Below are 275 nucleotides of genomic sequence, written 5' to 3'. Positions count from 1 at the left end.
TCTATGTATAACGATATCATGGCGAACCAAGATCAAGATGTTGCTGAGTTTTCGAACTTAAATGCATTGGTGGTCGATAGTGCAACTGAAAATGGTCAATATGTGGTAAGTGTTCGTTTTACTGGTACAGTCAGTGAAGATTTAAATAGTCTGCCTGCACCATTCTCTGAAGTATGGCACTTTGTAAAACCTGCGGGTTCTAACCAAGATTGGTTAGTGGCAGGTATCCAACAAGAAAGCTAATCAAATCGGTAATGTTTAGTTCATCAAAACCA

The 275-nt window shown here is 38.9% G+C and carries 1 pseudogene; it reads left to right on the top strand.

Features of this window, described 5'->3' with window-relative positions:
- A pseudogene (locus tag FLQ44_RS14465) lies at window positions 1–243 on the top strand (Tim44 domain-containing protein); the annotation flags it as partial.
- Between the last annotated feature and the right edge of the window lie 32 nt (window positions 244–275).

The organism is Vogesella mureinivorans, from assembly GCF_007644035.1.
In the GTDB taxonomy this organism is placed as follows: domain Bacteria; phylum Pseudomonadota; class Gammaproteobacteria; order Burkholderiales; family Chromobacteriaceae; genus Vogesella; species Vogesella mureinivorans.
This window is presented reverse-complemented; position numbering and strand designations above follow the sequence as displayed.